Origin of the sequence: Parerythrobacter aestuarii (assembly GCF_030140925.1) — a bacterium.
GTDB classification, from domain to species: domain Bacteria; phylum Pseudomonadota; class Alphaproteobacteria; order Sphingomonadales; family Sphingomonadaceae; genus Parerythrobacter; species Parerythrobacter aestuarii.
Genome location: NZ_JARBWD010000001.1, coordinates 971,863 through 989,119 on the forward strand (window position 1 = coordinate 971,863; position 17,257 = coordinate 989,119).

Annotated in this window: 9 protein-coding genes; 5 read left to right on the forward strand and 4 right to left on the reverse strand. The window is 61.4% G+C overall.

Annotation, left to right across the window (positions count from 1 at the left end; all coding sequences use genetic code 11):
• Positions 1 to 142 precede the first annotated feature (142 nt).
• The 3 genes from clpB to QPW08_RS04745 all read left to right on the forward strand — a co-directional run bounded on the left by clpB (position 143) and on the right by QPW08_RS04745 (position 8,633).
• The gene (gene clpB / locus QPW08_RS04735) at positions 143 to 2,722 is read left to right on the forward strand and encodes an ATP-dependent chaperone ClpB (protein ID WP_284124590.1); all 2,580 of its coding nucleotides are present in this window, start codon (positions 143 to 145) and stop codon (positions 2,720 to 2,722) included.
• Positions 2,723 to 3,080: 358 nt separating this feature from the next.
• Positions 3,081 to 6,518 (forward strand): TonB-dependent receptor domain-containing protein, encoded by a 3,438-nt coding sequence (locus QPW08_RS04740; protein ID WP_284124591.1) that lies wholly within the window; start codon positions 3,081 to 3,083, stop codon positions 6,516 to 6,518.
• A 105-nt stretch (positions 6,519 to 6,623) separates the two neighbouring features.
• The gene (locus QPW08_RS04745; RefSeq protein ID WP_284124592.1) at positions 6,624 to 8,633 is read left to right on the forward strand and encodes an alpha/beta hydrolase family protein; all 2,010 of its coding nucleotides are present in this window, start codon (positions 6,624 to 6,626) and stop codon (positions 8,631 to 8,633) included.
• Positions 8,634 to 8,749: 116 nt separating this feature from the next.
• Here the strand turns inward: QPW08_RS04745 and QPW08_RS04750 are convergent, their stop codons facing one another.
• Complete coding sequence (locus tag QPW08_RS04750) at positions 8,750 to 9,196, reverse strand: hypothetical protein (RefSeq protein ID WP_284124593.1); 447 nt, start codon at positions 9,194 to 9,196, stop codon at positions 8,750 to 8,752.
• 312 nt (positions 9,197 to 9,508) lie between these two features.
• Here QPW08_RS04750 and QPW08_RS04755 point away from each other — a divergent pair, with 312 nt between their 5' ends.
• Positions 9,509 to 12,391: a TonB-dependent receptor plug domain-containing protein gene (locus tag QPW08_RS04755; RefSeq protein WP_284124594.1), complete on the forward strand. Its 2,883-nt coding sequence runs from the start codon at positions 9,509 to 9,511 to the stop codon at positions 12,389 to 12,391.
• A 162-nt stretch (positions 12,392 to 12,553) separates the two neighbouring features.
• On the opposite strand, the gene QPW08_RS04760 is transcribed toward QPW08_RS04755, so the two are convergent.
• Genes QPW08_RS04760 through QPW08_RS04770 form a run of 3 tightly spaced genes read right to left on the reverse strand, consistent with a single transcriptional unit; the run spans position 12,554 to position 15,890 of the window.
• A complete protein-coding gene (locus tag QPW08_RS04760; protein ID WP_284124595.1) occupies positions 12,554 to 13,465 on the reverse strand; it encodes a class I SAM-dependent methyltransferase in 912 nt (303 codons plus the stop codon).
• The gene (locus QPW08_RS04765; RefSeq protein WP_284124596.1) at positions 13,462 to 15,150 is read right to left on the reverse strand and encodes a putative 2OG-Fe(II) oxygenase; all 1,689 of its coding nucleotides are present in this window, start codon (positions 15,148 to 15,150) and stop codon (positions 13,462 to 13,464) included. The genes QPW08_RS04760 and QPW08_RS04765 overlap by 4 nt, the downstream gene beginning before the upstream one ends.
• A complete protein-coding gene (locus QPW08_RS04770; protein WP_284124597.1) occupies positions 15,147 to 15,890 on the reverse strand; it encodes a 2OG-Fe(II) oxygenase in 744 nt (247 codons plus the stop codon). Before QPW08_RS04770 ends, QPW08_RS04765 begins: the two co-directional genes overlap by 4 nt.
• 134 nt (positions 15,891 to 16,024) lie before the next feature.
• On the opposite strand from QPW08_RS04770, the gene QPW08_RS04775 reads away from it, so the two are divergent.
• On the forward strand, positions 16,025 to 17,197 hold the full coding sequence (locus QPW08_RS04775) for an acetyl-CoA C-acetyltransferase (protein ID WP_284124598.1): 1,173 nt from the start codon (positions 16,025 to 16,027) through the stop codon (positions 17,195 to 17,197).
• The last annotated feature ends 60 nt before the right edge of the window (positions 17,198 to 17,257 follow it).

Below are 17,257 nucleotides of genomic sequence, written 5' to 3' on the forward strand. Positions count from 1 at the left end.
CGCAGCTTGCCTCTGGTCCTGTGGTGACAGGGTCCTATATCCGAGTAACACACCTCATTTTTGACGCAGGTCATTGCATACGCAGGGCTTGTGTTGCAAAAATGCAACATTATATGTCTCGGGTAACAGTTGAGGGACCACCATGAATCTCGAGAAATTTACCGACCGGGCCAAGGGCTTCCTGCAAGCGGCGCAAACCGTTGCCATCCGCATGAACCACCAGCGCATTACGCCGGCGCATTTGCTCAAGGCGATGATCGAAGATCCTGAAGGCATGGCCTCAGGGCTAGTCGCCCGGGCCGGCGGCAACCCGCGCGCGGTCGAGGACGAAGTCGATGCGGCATTGGCAAAGATTCCGGCAGTCAGCGGGGGCGGGGCCCAGCAGACCCCGGGCCTCGATAATGATACAGTCCGCGTGCTCGACCAGGCTGAGACAATCGCGGAGAAATCGGGCGACAGCTATGTCACCGTCGAGCGGTTGCTGGTGGCGCTTGCACTCGCTTCCACCACTTCGGCGGGGCAGGCGCTCAAGGCCGCCAACGTCGACCCCAAGGCACTGGAAGCGGCCATCAGCGAACTGCGCAAGGGCAAGACAGCCGATACCGCCAATGCCGAACAGGCCTACGACGCGATGAAGAAATACGCCCGCGACCTCACTCAGGCGGCGCGCGACGGCAAGCTCGACCCGGTGATTGGCCGCGACGAGGAAATCCGCCGCACCATCCAGATCCTTGCCCGGCGGACCAAGAACAACCCGGCGCTGATCGGCGAACCCGGCACCGGCAAGACCGCAATCGCCGAAGGCCTCGCGCTGCGCATTGCCAATGGCGATGTGCCTGACAGCCTCAAGGGTCGCACGCTGATGTCGCTCGACATGGGCTCGCTGATCGCCGGCGCGAAATATCGTGGCGAGTTCGAAGAGCGGCTCAAGGCCGTGCTCGACGAGGTGAAGGGTAGCGACGGTCAGATCATCCTCTTCATCGACGAGATGCACACGCTCATCGGTGCAGGTGCGTCGGAAGGCTCGATGGATGCTTCCAACCTGCTCAAGCCCGCGCTGAGCCGCGGCGAGCTGCACTGCATCGGCGCGACGACGCTCGACGAGTACCAGAAGTATGTCGAGAAGGACCCGGCGCTGCAGCGACGCTTCCAGTCGGTCTATATCGACGAGCCGAGCGTGGAAGACACCATCTCCATCCTGCGCGGGATCAAGGAGAAGTACGAGCTGCACCACGGGGTGAACATCACCGACGGCGCGATTGTCGCTGCCGCGCAGCTGTCCGACCGCTACATCCAGAACCGCTTCCTGCCCGACAAGGCGATCGACCTGATGGACGAGGCGGCCAGCCGCATCCGCATGGAAGTGGAATCGAAGCCCGAGGAAATCGAAGGGCTCGACCGCCGCATCATCCAGCTCAAGATTGAAGAGCAGGCGCTGCAGAAGGAAACCGATTCCGCGTCCAAGGACCGGCTCGAGACCCTGCGCAAGGAACTGGCCGAGCTGGAGCAGAAGTCCAGCGAGCTGACCACCCGCTGGCAGAACGAGCGCGACAAGATCCACGCCGAGAGCCGCATCAAGGAAGAGCTCGACCAGGCCCGCATCGAGCTCGAGCAGGCGCAACGCGAAGGCAATCTCCAGCGCGCAGGCGAGCTGTCCTACGGCACCATTCCCGAGCTCGAGAAGAAGCTCGAGGAAGCCCGCGGCCACACTGAAAATGCGCTGCTCAAGGAAGAAGTGACCGAAGACGATATCGCCGGCGTGGTCTCGCGCTGGACGGGTATCCCGGTCGACAAGATGCTCGAGGGCGAACGCGACAAGCTGCTCAAGATGGAAGAGATCCTGGGCAAGCGTGTAATCGGCCAGTCGCAGGCAATTGAGGCTGTGTCCAAGGCCGTGCGCCGCGCACGGGCGGGTTTGCAGGACCCGGGCCGCCCGCTCGGCAGCTTCCTGTTCCTCGGGCCGACCGGGGTCGGCAAGACCGAGCTGACCAAGGCACTGGCCGGCTTCCTGTTCGACGACGACCAGGCCATGGTCCGCATCGACATGTCGGAGTTCATGGAAAAGCACGCGGTCGCTCGGCTGATAGGTGCTCCTCCGGGCTATGTCGGTTATGAGGAAGGCGGCGTGCTGACCGAAGCGGTACGGCGGCGTCCCTACCAGGTGGTGCTGTTCGACGAAGTCGAAAAAGCCCATAGCGATGTCTTCAACGTATTGCTGCAAGTGCTCGACGATGGTCGCCTGACCGATGGGCAGGGACGGGTTGTGGACTTCAGCAACACGCTGATCATCCTCACTTCGAACCTCGGCAGCCAGTATCTCGCGCAGATGGACGATGACCAGAAGGTCGAGGATGTCGAGCCGCAGGTGATGGACGTCGTGCGCGGCCACTTCCGCCCAGAGTTCCTCAACCGGCTGGACGAGATCATCCTGTTCCACCGCCTTTCGATGGAGCACATGGCACCAATCGTGGAGATCCAGGTCGGCCGGGTGCAGAAGCTGCTCAAGGATCGCAAGATCACTATCGACCTTACCGATGCGGCCCTGCGGTGGCTTGGGCGGGTCGGCTACGATCCGGTCTATGGCGCGCGACCGTTGAAGCGGGCTGTCCAGCGCTACCTGCAGGACCCGCTGGCAGAGAAGATCCTGCAAGGCGACGTGCCCGACGGCAGCACACTGAAGATCGATGAAGGTGATGGCGAGCTCAAGATGGAACTCGCCTGATTCTTACAACGCTGCGGGATTCGCGCCCGCCAACGCTGCGTTGCAACAATTCGAACAGGCCACCGCGCGACTGCAGTGTAACGCTCTGTCGTGCGAAGGCTGTTCTGCGCAACTTTCTGCCGCCAGCCTACGCTCGCCACAGAAATTGTGGGAATTAAGCAACAACATTACAGCACAATGAACGGAACCCTCTCCAACCGCTTTGACATTCCGAGGTGGCCTGATGCAGACGTATGCCTTCGCAGGAACTGGGGGTTCCCGCACATTCGGATAATCGGGAAAGCTGCCTGGGGCGGTTTTCCCGTTGCTGTTATCTGAAGGGGGCGCGCCAGTTCCAGTTGTCGCGACTGGAGAAGTTATGAAAAAGTTCCAATCGAATTCGTTGAAGGGCCTCGCGGTTTCGGCATCTGTCGTTGCGCTGGCCATTTCGGGCCCCGCATTCGCACAGGACGAAGATGGCCAGGATGAAGAGTGCGTTGCAGACGCTGCCGGCAACCTGCCTGACGGCTGTGACATCAGCACCCCGACCCCGACGCCTGGTGGCGGTCAGATCGTCGTTACCGGTTCGCGCCTGAAGCGCGACACCTTCTCCAGCATTTCGCCGCTGCAGGTCCTCACCTCCGAAGACCAGAACGAAGGCGGCCTGTTCGATCCGGCCCAGATCCTGCAGCGCTCGGAAGCTGCTGCCGGCCAGCAGATCGATGCGACCTTCCAGGGCTTCGTGCTCGACAACGGCCCGGGTTCGCAGACCATCAACCTGCGCGGTCTGGGTGCCGACCGTACGCTGCTCCTCATCAACGGTCGCCGCATGGCGCCGGCCGGTGTGGAAGGCGCGCCGACCAACCCGTCGCTCAACCTGCTGCCGGGTACGCTGGTCGAACGCTATGACCTGCTGCTTGACGGTGCATCGTCGGTTTATGGTTCCGACGCAGTCGCGGGCGTTGTCAACGTTGTCCTCAAGAAGGACTTCGACGGCCTGGAACTGCGTGTCGACGGCAACGTGAACCCGCAGGGTGGCGGCGACGACTACACGCTGGGTGCAGCCTGGGGTAAGAATTTCGACCGCGGCTTCTTCGGCATCGGCGTGGAATACTCGGTCCGTGACGAAATCCGCCTGCGTGACCGCGACTTCTTCGACGGTTGCGACACCCACTACGAAATTGACCAGAACGGCAACATTCGCACAGTTGGCTTGGCTGATAACGCTGCGGTCCAGAACCGTAACCCGGCCATTTCGGTTGCAGAGAGCGAATGTAAGATCAGCGGCATCAGCGGCCGTATCTTCCAGCCCTATGCGCGTTTCGGTTCGGTCTATTTCCCGGGCAATGGCAACATCGCCAACTTCCCGCTCGATCCGCGCACTGGCCGTCCGTTCCCGTTCGGTGAATCGACCAACGCCTTTGGACAGGACCTCGACACCAACGGCGACGGCATCCGCGACGTTGACTTCCAGAACGTCAACACCAACGGTGCCAACCAGAACCAGGTCTTCGTGCCTGAGCAGAAACTGCTCAACATTATGGCGTATGGTGAGTACACCATTCCCAGCGAAATCAACCTGACGCCGTATTTCGAGTTCAACTACAGCCGGGCAGAGATCTACGGCGAAGAAACCTTCATTGCGCAGGTTTTCCCCTATGTGCCTGACTTGAACCCGTTCAACCCGTGTAACTTCCTGACCAACCCGGATGGTGTCGACTGTCGCGCTGTTGATAACGAAAGTCTCGGACTGACCGGTACCCCGTTTGCTCTGTCGACCGGTTTCACGCTGCCGACCCTGCCGATTTTTTCGATCCGCGGTGATCGCAACGATATCGACGTTGTGCAGGAACAGATCCGCGCGGTCGTCGGTATGCGCGGCGACATGCCGATCTTCGGCCCGAGCTGGAGCTTCGACACTTCGCTCGTCTATTCGCGTGCGAAGGGTGTCTCGAAGCGCCGCGGTATCCGTGAGGACCGCCTGGCCCTCGCGCTGGGTCTCGACCCGACGGCCGATTACAATGGCGACGGCATCGTCGACAATGACGGCGACGGTATTGCCGACGACTACGATGCCAACGTCGACGTGTTCGGCATCTTCGGCGACCCGCTGTGGATCGGCGTCTGTAACGCTGCTGGCATGGCTAACCCCAGCCTCGCTGCTCCGGACCTGAATGCTTCGGGCTGTGTGCCGGTCAACCTGTTCGCTCCGAGCGTCCTGACCGGTGCCGTCGGCGACTTCGCCACCCAGGCCGAACGTGACTACCTGTTCGGTGAGCGCGTCTTCAACACGATCTACAAGCAGATCACCTGGAACGCCTTCATCACCGGTGACCTGTTCGAACTGCCGGGTGGTACGGTCGGGATGGTGCTTGGTGGTGAATACCGCCGCGACGAGATCAACTCGCAGCCTGACACCGTTGCTTCGAACGGCCTGTTCTGGGGCTTCTTCTCGGACAAGGGTGCAGTCGGTAACAAGGAAATCAAGGAAGCCTTTGCCGAGATCGATCTCCCGATCGTCGCCGGTGTCCCGGGCTTCCAGGAACTCGACGTCAAGCTCGCCGGCCGTATCACGGACGACGAGTACTACGGCACCAACTACACCTATTCGGGTGCGATTGGCTGGCGTCCGTTCAGCCCGCTGTTGCTGCGTGCCACCTACGGTACGTCGTTCCGCGCGCCGAACCTGCGCGAGAACTTCCTCGCCGGCCAGAGCGGCTTCAACACGCTGTTCGACCCCTGTGCGGTCCCGACCAATGCTTTCGTCAACGGTGCCTACAGCGCAGCCGACGACCAGCGTGACCCGGTTGTCCTGCAGAACTGTCAGCGTGAAGGTCGCGACCCGACCAGCGTCGGTATCGATGCTCAGGGCCTCAACACCAACCAGTTCTCGAGCGTCGAAGTCACTACCGGTGGTAGCCTTGACATCGATCCGGAAACCTCGACCGCTCTGACGGCCGGTTTCTCGTTCGAAGAAACCCTGGCCGGTGTCGACATCAACCTGGGTGCGAGCTACTTCCGCATCAAGCTGGAAGACTCGATCATCGAGCCGAGCAGCCAGTTCATCGTCAACGACTGCTACACCCGCAACGATGGTCAGCGCAGCCCGTTCTGTGACCGTATCTCGGCTGACACGGCGGCGGCTTCGCGTCGCCTGATCAACTCGGTCAACTCGGGCTTCATCAACCTCAACCGCGAGAAGGTCGAAGGCATCGACTTCAACGCCTTCCTCGCTACCGATGTCCCGATGTTCGGCGAGAACGTCCGCTTCTCCGTGCAGCTGCGTGCCAATCACCTGCTCGAGAAGTCGACGCTGTTCATCGATGACACCGGTGTTGAGCTGTATGATGCGGACGAAGGCGAGTTCGGCTTCCCGCGTTGGACCGGCACCGCCCAGTTCCGCGCCAGCGTCGACAAGTTCCGCCTGACCTACACCATCGACTACACCGGTCCGGTGGAGCAGGATCCGGCTGGTATCGACCCGCTGTCGGATGCGTTCGGCAACGGTCCGGACGGGAACCCGACCGGTTTCATCGGCGATACCTGCCTCGGCGGCGGCTCGGCCAACGGCAATGTGGCCGGCGACAACATCTTCTGTCGCGACGTCGGCTTCGCCAAGGCCCAGTTCCTGCACACCGTGTCGCTGCGCTACCGTGCAGAAACCTGGTCGGTGCTGGTCGGTGTCAGCAACATCTTCGACACCGCTCCGCCGCTGGTGGATGGCAACGAAGTGTTCGCAATCAACAACGTCGCGATCGGTAACGGTTACGACTACGATGGCCGCGAATTCTTCATCAGCCTTGAGAAGTCGTTCTAAGCGAGTTCATCTTGCTTGAACCATGAATGGGCGGCCCTGTGCGATTGCGCCGGGGCCGCCCTTTTCATATCATTCCCAATCCCTGAAGTTTGGAAGAGTCGCTCCATGAAGTTTTTGAAGACCACCGCCCTTGCCGCTGCCGGCGTTGCAATGACGCTCGGCGGGGCCTTGTCGCCGATACCCGCCATGGCGGGCCCGCAGAATCAGCCGACCGTGCCAATCGAGGTGTGGTCGCTGCGCGATTCGATCACAGCGATGCAGCTTTCGCCTGACGGCAAGCACATCCTGCTGCTCAAGAACGAGAGCAAGGAAGGCGAAAACATCCTGGAGATCTACGCAACGGCAGATATGTCGAAGCCGCTACGCCGCCTTAACGCGGATCCAATGGAGCTGATCAGCGCACGCTGGGTCAGCAACAACTACATCTTCGGAACTGCCTGGCAGCAGAAGCGCAAGTCGGTGAAGAAACAGGAAGAGGATTCCCGCAGCTACCGGACCTATTCCTACAATCTCGACAAGAACAAGTTCAACCAGGTCGAAGGCAACTTCTCGATCGTCAGCACGCTGCCCGACGATCCCAACACGGTCCTGGTCCAGACGGGGCGTGGCGACAGCGATCTCACCGGTGTCGATCCATTCGACCTGTTCCGCCCGCGGTCCTATTATCGCTACAATCTCGAGAGCGGGGCTCGCTCGCTCGTTCTCAAGGGAACGACGAAGTACCCGTTTGCGAGTTTCGACAACAACGGTTACCCGCGCTTCACTCAGGGTCAGGATGACGACAAGACCGTTCGGACTTACTACCGCAAACCGGGGGACGGCTCTTGGAAGCAGTTCGGCCCGGTCCTGGACCAGAACGATCCGAGCCAGCTCTATCGCCTCCTAGGTGGCTTTCAGGGTCCGGCCGGTTTCGATCCCAGCAACCCCAACATTGGCTACATGATCGAAGCTCGTAATGGGGCCGACAAGGCGTCGCTATGGGAGTTCAACTTCGAGACCGGCGAATACACGCGCGAGCTGTTCAAGGCCGAAAATGCCGATGTCATGGGTATCCTGCAGAGCTCGATCCCCGGGGATGAGCGATTGGTGGCTGCAGTCTATCCCGGCGCAAAGATGGAATACCACTGGTTCGACGAGGAAGAGAAGGCGCTTTACGCCCAGCTCGAGCAGCTGATCCCTAATGCGCACCAGGTCCGGATCTCGAGCCGCTCGCTCGACGGGCAGTCGATGATCGTGACCAACAGCGGTCCGCGCGATCCTGGTTCCTACTGGTTCGTCAAGGACGGCAAGATCGTCAAGCTCGGCAGCCGTAACCCGTATCTCAAGCCGGACCAGCTTTCGGACGTCGAATTCATCCGCTATCCGGCGCGCGACGGGATGATGATCCCGGGATATGTGACCAAGCCGAAGGGCGAGGGGCCGTTCCCGCTGATCGTCTTGCCGCATGGTGGCCCGGCTGTTCCCGAGGTCGTCGGTTATGACGAGTGGGGCCAGTTGCTGGCCAATGCCGGCTACATGGTGCTGCAGCCCGGCTATCGCCAGACGGTGGGCTGGGGCCAGAAGCACTTTGATGCCGCTTACGACCAGCACGGCTATGCCATGCAGGACGACAAGGACGACGGTGCGCTCTACCTCGTGGAGCAGGGCCTGGTCGATCCCGACCGGATCGCCATGTTCGGCTGGTCATACGGTGGCTATGCCGCGCTCGTCGCGGCGCAGCGCGAGGACAACATCTACCAGTGTGCGATTGCCGGCGCAGCCGTTTCGCGGGCCGATGTCTGGTATCGCGATGTAGTGGACGCCTATGCTCCTAAGGCGCTCGATGACTGGTTCCAGACCCGCGGGGTCAAGACCGGCGTGCATCCCTACAACGATGTCGCCAAGACCAATATCCCGCTGCTGATGGTCCATGGCGATGTCGACCGCCGAGTTCTTTACTACCACATGAAGGACTTCAAGGACGCTGCCGACAAGCTGGGCAAGACCAACATCCAGTATCTCACGCTCAAGGGCGCAGACCACTTCTATACGACGCTCATGTATGAGCATCAGGAAGCGTTCTACACCAAGATGCTCGATTACCTCGCCAATGATTGCGGTCCGGGCGGGCTCTGATCCGCTAGGCCAGGAAAAGCACGAAAGGAGGGGCGCAACCGCAAGGTTGCGCCCCTTCCTTATTCCGCGTCGCCTAAACCGTTATTGATATCAACGGGTTGTAGCAGTTCGCGGGATCACTCTATCCGCCGGCCCTTGACCCCGGTCTGGCCATTCACGCGGATGAAATAACTGCCCATCGCGGCTTTCTTGAAGACGACGGTCTGGCCAGCCTTGGGGGGTTTCCAGCCCATCTTGGTCTCGGCAATGCGCCAGACCGAACCTTCCTGCGTGGTGAAAATCCAGCTTTCGCGACCTTCACGGCGAGCCTTGGTGATCGTCGTCTCGAGTTCGTTCATTTCGCCGTCTTCGCCGCCGAACAGCTTGATCTTCGGCAGGCTGAAGCCGAACAGGCCGCGCTTGGTCTCCTCGACATCGGCTTTGTCGACAACCTGCAGGCTGCCATCTTCGGTGGCCGCAATCACTTCGCCGACTTCCCTGTCATAGCAGGCCAGCCGGGCGGTCGGTTCGGCAATCGAGCGACAAGCCTTGAGCTGCTCGATCGTGTCCTCGCTATTAGGCACCACCGAGTCTTGCGCGCTTGCTGTCCCAAGGGGAAGAGCGCCAGTTGCAAGGGCTGCGCAGCCAATGGCTACAGGAAGGGGAAATCGCCGCATGTGTCCTCCGATATTGTCGCTGTGAACTGCCACATGGCAGCGCTCGCGCCAACTGTCACTTCAAAGTCACACATGCTCGAACAACCGCGAAATCCGCCGTTTCTCGATTGATACGAGGCTTGGCCGTGGCCTAGAGGCGCATCATTCGGATCACTGTGTCCGAAGGACCAACCGTTCAAGGCGTGCCCAAGGGGGGCACGCGGGATCAAGGGGATTGGAATGTCCAACCGTTTTAATAAGGCGGCTCTTCTCACCGGTACCGTAATGGCCGGTGCGATGATCGCTACTCCGGCTTATGCCCAGGATGAAGAAGGCGCTTCCAGCAACGACGGCCTGATCGTCGTTACCGGTTCGCGTATTGCTCAGCGCAATGTCGAAACCGCTGCTCCGATCGCAGTCGTGCAGGATGAAGAATTCAAGCTCTCCGGCACGGTCAACGTCGAAAACGTGGTCAACACGCTGCCGCAGGTTGTCCCGGGTTTCACCTCCAACTCGAACAACCCGGGTACCGGTACTGCTACGCTGAACCTGCGTGGCCTCGGCTCGACCCGCACCATGGTGCTGGTCAACGGCCGCCGCTGGATGTTCTACGATACAGCGCAGATCGTCGACCTTAACACCATCCCGAACTTCCTGCTCGACAGCGTGGACGTCGTGACCGGTGGTGCATCGGCAGTTTACGGTTCGGACGCTCTGGCTGGCGTCGTCAACTTCCGCCTCAAGGACGTTGAAGGCATCGAAGCTGGTGCACAGTACTCGCTGACCCAGGAAGGTGACGGCGCTCGTTACCAGATCTACGGTGCAATCGGCACTTCGTTCGACGATGGTCGCGGTAGCGCCACTGTCTACGCCGAGTACTACAACCGTAAGCCGATCTTCCAGGGCGACCGTGCGTTCTCGAACTTTGCTCTTGGTGGTGAAGCCTTCGGCCTCAACCAGCTGCAGTTCGGTTCGTCGACCCTGCCGAACGGCGTGATCCGTTACTTCGGTGACGGCGACCGCACCGGCACCGAATTCGCTGCCAACCGCGCAGTCGTGTTCGACAACACCCCGGGTGAATTCCGCACCCGTACCGGCGACACCTACAACTACGCTCCGGTCAACTACCTGCAGATCCCGCAGGAACGTTACCTGATGGGCGGCTACGCTGACTACGAGTTTGCCGATGGTCACGAAGCCTACATGGAAGTGTCGTTCGTCAACAACCGCGTTGCCCAGGAGCTTGCTGCTACCCCGGTAACCGGTTCGTTCAACGTCAACCTCGCTACCATCCAGCCGTTCCTGTCGCCGGGCGACTTCGCTCAGCTGCAGCAGCTGGATGCGACCGAAACCGACGGCAACCCCGGCAACACCGTGCTGTTCCTGCAGCGCCGTACGATCGAAACCGGTCCGCGTAACAGCCTCGACGAGCGTAATGCTTTCCGTGTGCTGGGCGGCGTTCGTGGTTCGATCACCGATTGGCTGAACTACGATGCCTACTACATGTATGCACGTACGCGTAACGCCAACGTCCAGGCCGGTAACATCTCGCGCTCGGCCTTCCAGGCCGGTCTCGACGGCTCGGCTCCGGCGATCAACATCTTCGGCCTTGGCACGCTCACGCCCGCCATGGTTCAGCAGATCTCGATCCAGGCACAGAACGGCGACATTTCGACGCTTGAAGTTGCCAACGCTGCCCTTTCGGGCTTCCTCGGTGACCTCGGCATGGGCGGTGGCGACATCGGCTTCGCCGTTGGTGTCGAATACCGTGAAGTCGGTTCGCGCTTCATTCCGGACACCGCACTCGCATCGGGTGACGTTATCGGCTTCAACGCCGGTAGCCCGACCGAAGGTGGCTACAACGTTCGCGAATTCTTCGCCGAGCTGAACATCCCGATCCTCGAAACCGACAGCGGTCTTCGCCTCGAAGCTACCGGTGCTGCGCGCTATTCCGATTACTCGACGCAGGCAATCGGTGGCGTCTGGACCTATGCTGCTGGCGTGGAATTCGCACCGGTTGATGGTCTGACCCTTCGCGGTCAGTACCAGCGCGCGGTTCGTGCTCCGAACGTGGGTGAGCTGTTCCAGGGCCAGGCCATTGGCTTCCCTGGCGCGAACGACCCCTGTGCCGATCCGGCCGCAGCCACTAACGCTACCGTTCGCGCACTGTGCGAAGCGACTGGCGTCCCGGCAGCCAACGTCGGTAACCCGGGCATTCAGCTGAACGCTCAGATCCCGGCACTGTTCGGCGGTAACCCGAACCTCTCGGAAGAAACTTCGGATAGCTGGACCGCTGGTGTGGTCCTGCAGCCGGCGTTCATTCCGGGCCTGACGATCACGGCCGACTACTTCGACATCAGCGTCGACAACGCAATCTCGGTTGCTGGTGGTAGTCTCCAGGGCCTCCTGAACCTCTGCTACGCCGATATCCAGGATATCAACAGCGCAGCATGTCAGGCGTTCGTCGGTACGCGTAATGGTGCCGGTGCCATCACCACGGCTAATCCGCCGCTGGTTGGCAACGCCAACATCGCAAGCCTGTTCGTCTCGGGTGTCGACCTTCAGGTCAACTACTCGACGACACTTCCGTTCTCGCTGCTGACCGATACGGGTGAACAGACGTTCAACATGAACTTCCTCGGCACCTGGACGGATACCTCGGGCTTCGTGCCGGTGGTTGGTCTCAACCGTACGGTGCAGTGCGCGGGTGAATTCGCCAACGAGTGTGGCGAGCCGACCCCGTCGTTCAAGTGGACCGCTCGTGCGTCGTTCGTGGATGGTCCGCTGACCACCTCGATCCGCTGGCGTCACCTGAGCAGCGTCAAGGATGACGATGACACGGTCGACTACGCAGCGTTCAACGGTGTTGAGAACATCAACGCCTACGACCTCGTCGACCTGACCTTCTCGTTCGAAGTCAACGAACAGGTGACGATCGCTCTCGGCGTGAACAACCTGTTCGACACCCTGCCGCAGACGCCGACTTTCGACGCCAACGGCTTCGTCAGCAGCACCAACAACGGTACGCTGGTGGGTTCGAACCAGGAGCAGGCCAACACCTACCCGAGCACCTACGACGTGCTGGGCCGTGACTTCTTCGCTTCGATTGCAGTCCGCTTCTAAGCGACCGGTCACACGGTAAAGAAAACGGGCGGTGAGGCTTCGGCCTCGCCGCCCTTTTCTTTTGTCCGCTCTGGGCGGATCGACAATTCAAGAAACACGCGACCAAGGGCTTACCGAGAAGCCGGTGGGTCAAGTCGTCACGAGGGGTAGGGGCGCTCGACCCTAAGACTGCAGGGTAAGCTCCCTGAAGTCGGCAAACGGGTCGGCAGCGCCGCTCTCGCTCAGCGGGGTCGATCTGGTTTCCACCAGCCCACCAGACTGAATAGCGCTGCGGAAACCCTCGCCATCGGCTGTCGTGCGACAGGCCTGTTCGAGGGAATTGATCCGACCGATCTCGTTCCGGGCCCGGCCAGCGAGGGTTTCCAAGGTTGATGCAACCTGCTGGCCTGTCACGCCTGCGCCTAGCAGCAGGGTCCGCCTTATCGCCTCGGAGATTTCCCATGCGGCCGAATTGGCTCCGAACCTTTGCGCGCCTTCCTGTACGGCCTGCATGACCAGCGGCGGAACATAGGCCTGGCCCTCGACCCGGTGGGCCAAGGCGGCATGCGCCACTGTAAAGAGGTCCTTGCGGTCGAAGATCCACCCGATCTGCATCCGCCGATCGCGGTTATGGGCAAGGATCGGCCCGTCCATCCGATGTGTCATGAGCGCCACCGTGCCATCCGGCCTGAGGACACGTCCGACTTCCTGCGATACTTCAGCCGTGTTGCCGTATTCGAACCCGAACTGGCTGACGACCGCATCGAAGCTCCCGGCGTCGAAAGGGAGTTTCTCCATTCCAATTCCGCCAATGGTCTCGCAACCCTGCGGCGGGGTCGGCAATTCGGGTGCAAGGTCGATACCGACGAGGGAGAGGTCGGGACGCTTGGCTGCCAGCCATCCCAACACCCGCCCGTCACCTGTTGCCAGGTCGAGAACGCGCGCTTGCTGGGGAAGAGCGGCGCACCAGTCCTGCCACTTGGCCCTTTGGAGAGCTTCGATCCCACTCCAACCGTCAGGCAGGCAACCGCCCTGTCCCTGACCGTCCTGCTGGGCCCAGAAATCTCCCCACGCGTCTTCGCCGACATTACTCATGGCAGTGAGTCTTCGTCGGTGACGACGTCGAAAGCAACCGTCATCCTTTGAGCAGCGCTGAAAGGGGTTGTGCCGTGATAGAGCGTGCTGGGAAACAGTGCGAGATGGCCAATCTGCGGCTCGATAACCTGCACCGGGCCTAGATCGAGCCGCAGGTCCGGCGCTGGACGCCCGATCTCGAGTGCACCATCGCCTGGTTGCCGTCCTTCCGGCAGGACCAGGTAGCAGGCCGAGCTGACGATACCTTGCGGATGGATGTGAGCGGTATGATGATCACCACCTCCAAACAGGCGCACCGACCACGAGCCCAGGATCTTCCACGGTGTGTCGCGGTGACGCAGGAGAGGATGGGTCGGATCGTGCGAAGGAAGCTGGTCACGATAGTTCTCCAGCGTCGCGCGGATGGCCTGCTGCAAGGCTGCAAACTCCGGCTCCAACCGATGGAACAAGATCCCACGTGTCTGCGACCCGCCGCGCAGCGATTGACCCAGCGGCATTGGTGAGCCGTCGTGCAAGGCATGGAGTTTCTCGATCGCAGGCGCGAGAACCGCTTCGGCATCAACCAGCGGCAGCAGGCTGACCAACCCGGCCTGTTCATGCAGCCAGGAGGCACGGTCATCGCCCGCAAGCCGCCAAGCAATCCCCCTCATTGCCCAGGCCGAAATATCCCACGCCTGCTCGGCCAGCGCCTTTTCTAGCAGTTCCTGGGCGCGATCCAGCTGCCCCAATCGGATGCGGTGCCGTGCTTCATGGAGCCAGCGGTCTGCGCGTTCGAGTTGGAGTTCAGCGAATACGCTTTCGGCGTGCGCATCGTCGCCCGCCGCTCCAGCGTTGATAGCCTCAAGCAAGCCAAAATGAGGCTGGTCAGGGAACCGCCGATACGCATCCGCTGCGACTTCCACTGCTTCGGCGGCATAGTCGAGCCCCGCCAGAACCGCGCAATGATCGGCCGGGATATTCGGGTCCTGCGGTGCCCGCCGGGCCGCCTCGGCATAGGGCGCGGTAAAGTCAACATCGCCCATTGCGTGGCGCAGCTGGGCCAGGAATCGCAGGCCCTCGAGCCAGCCCGGAGCCTGCTGCACGATCTGCTCGGCTATGTTGCGCGCGCCTGAGACATCGCCAGCGACATCGAGCGCCTGTGCTTTGGCCAACCACAAATCGGCATCGGCGGCATTGATCGCCAGCGCCCTGTCCACTCGCTCCACGGCATCCGCTTCACCGCGTTCGATGGCCATGCGTGCCCGGCCGTGCAACGCACGAGCGTGCGCCGGATCGAGGGCGATGCAGGCGTCATACCATCGAGCTGCTCCGGCCGGATCGCCCGCTGCGCGCTCCGCGTGACCCATGGCCGCGCAATAGCGCGGCAGTTTCGCGCCTTCCTCGGCGAAGTCCAACAGCGTCCGACGTGCTTCGCGGGGGAAACCGGCCCCGGTTTGGGCAATGCCCAGATTGATCGCGAAGTCGAGCGTTCCCGGCCTCGCCTTGAGCGCTGCTGCAAAGTGTTCGGCGGCCTCTGCAGGCTCTCCCCTTCGGATCGCGAGATTGCCGGCGGTGTTGAGCAAGTCGGCATGGCCGGGATGTTCCGACAGCGCCTGTTCGATCGCAGCCTTTGCTGCGGCGACATCACCTGCCCGTTCGGCAGATATGGCCCGACCATGCCATTCCTGTGGCGTCAGCGAACTCACCGGTCCCGCAACCAGCCAGTGATGGCGTAGCGACCCAGCGGTGCAAATGGGGCCACCATGCTGACGGAATGGGGCTGTGGCACCGCGAGCAGGTTCAAACTGTTGAACCGAGGCAGGAAAGCCTGCTCGATATTGCCGTCGCTATCGAAGAATTGCAGGTAACCGCCCCAGTCCGGCTTCCAGTCGTCAATCGTGAGATTGAGAACGTAGGCGACCTTCCAACCTTCTGCGACGTGACTGTCGATATGGAGGCCGAGAAACTGCGATCGGGCAAACAGCGTGGCCTGACCATCGGCCTTCACCAGGTCGCCAAACCCGGTGATGTCGCGCGCCAGCTGGAGGAAGTCAGGCGTGTTGATGTATTCGAGGATCAGTTCGTGCGGGCCGCCGGGATCCCAGCCTTCCTGCACCGCCTGCACGATCGGGTACTGGGCATAGCGAAAAGCATAGTCTCCGCGAGCGCCTGCAGCATCGGTGGCTGCCCCCAGCGCCTGCGCACGCTGCTGGCCTGTCGGCGTAGCCATGTCGCGGTGAAGGACCTGTTGCGGCCCTTGGAATTCGGACCCGTCAGCCTGCATGGCGAGGCCCCACGCAGTCGAGTTCTGGAGGATCGAGCGAATCTCCTCAGCAGTGTCCCGGGTCAGGACATCCCGCACTTGCACCCGTGTATCGCGCGCAAAACGGGTGGCGAGCTCAGCGCGATCGAGCGCCGGATTTATTTCGAATAGCTTCTTCGTCATGATCCCGCCGCGCTTTATGCGTAAGGCTATCTGCTTGGCAACCGGATGCGCCGCTCGTCCAGAGAATGCCAGTTGACGCAAACGTAAGGTGATCCTAGTCGAGTGGCAAATTGAAACCAAGAGAGGTGAGAGCCATGCCTGAAGCCTATATCGTCGAAGCCGTCCGTACTGCAGGGGGCCGTCGTGGTGGCCGCCTTGCCGGTGTCCATCCGGTAGACCTCCTGGCCAAGTCGCTCGATGCGATTGTCGAACGCAGTGGCATCGACCCCAATGCGATCGACGACGTGGTGACAGGCTGTGTGACGCAGGCTGGTGAGCAGGCAATGCAGGTCGGGCGCATGGGTGTGCTCGCTTCGAAACACCTCCCGCAATCGACCCCGGCGGTGACCATTGATCGCCAGTGCGGTTCGAGCCAGCAGGCGATCCAGTTCGCCGCGCAAGCGGTGATGAGCGGCACGCAGGACGCAGTGATCGCCAGCGGCGTGGAAAGCATGAGCCGTGTACCGATGGGTTCCAACGCTACGCTGCACATGAAAGAGGGTTTGGGCCACTACAAGTCGCCGGGCCTCGAAGAGAAGTTCCCCAAGATCCAGTTCAGCCAGTTCATGGGTGCGGAAATGATCGCTCAGAAGCATGGCTTCTCCAAGGACGACCTGGATGCGTTCGGCCTCTCCAGCCACGAGAAAGCCATCGCGGCTACGCAGGGCGGGGCGTTCGAGCGCGAAATCGTGCCCGTTGAGATCGAGACGCCTGAAGGCGAAGAATTGCACACGGTAGACGAAGGTATCCGCTTCGATGCCAGCCTCGAAGGCATCGCCGGGGTCAAGCTGATCAGCCCGGAAGGCAAGATCACCGCTGCGACATCCAGCCAGATCTGCGATGGCTCGAGCGCGGTGCTGGTGGTGAGCGAGGACTTCCTCAAGGCGCATAACCTCACCCCGCTGGCGCGTATCCATAACCTGACCGTCACGGCCGGTGACCCGGTCATCATGCTGGAAGAACCGCTGTTCGCGACTGACCGTGCGCTGGAGCGGGCCGGGATGAAGATCGACGACATCGACCTTTACGAAGTCAATGAAGCCTTCGCACCCGTGCCGATGGCCTGGGCCAAGCATACCGGTGCCGATCCGGACCGGCTCAACGTTCATGGCGGCGCGATCGCGCTCGGCCATCCGCTCGGCGCTTCGGGCACCAAGCTGATGGCGACGCTGGTCCATGCGCTGCACCGCCATGACAAGAAATACGGCCTGCAGACGATGTGCGAAGGCGGCGGTGTCGCCAACGTGACCATCATCGAGCGGGTCTAGAGATAGCCTGAGCCCCAGCGCAGGCTGGGGCCTCCCACAATACTCAATGATGTCCCAGCC